General features: G+C 60.5%; 1 protein-coding gene. It reads right to left on the reverse strand.

Annotated features, from left to right (window positions below; genetic code table 11):
- A partial coding sequence (locus tag AX735_RS16095; RefSeq protein WP_202189599.1) for a transposase occupies positions 1–273 on the reverse strand: 273 nt, incomplete at its 3' end.
- Positions 274–332 lie beyond the last annotated feature (59 nt).

Consider the following 332-nt stretch of genomic DNA (forward strand, 5'->3'; position numbering starts at 1 on the left):
GCGCGCATGGATGCGTCCGGCATAGGCGCGGTTCACCCTCGACAACGCAGCGCGCAGGGCATCGGAATGTCGGGGCACAAGAATGAGGTGAACATGATTGGGCATCAGCACCCAGCTCCACACCGCCACGCCATGCGCCGCACAGTGCACGGCCAGCAGATCGCGATAGGCGACATAATCATCATCGCCGAAGAACACCTGCTGACGACCATTGCCCCGCTGGGTCACATGATGCGGGATCCCAGGAACCACAAAGCGAGCTAGACGAGCCATGCCAGCAGCCTTGCACTGCCGCCCCACAATGTCAATTTAGCGCACTGTCACCGTAATTC

Origin of the sequence: Blastomonas sp. CCH1-A6 (assembly GCF_001556365.1) — a bacterium.
Lineage (GTDB): Bacteria > Pseudomonadota > Alphaproteobacteria > Sphingomonadales > Sphingomonadaceae > Blastomonas > Blastomonas ursincola.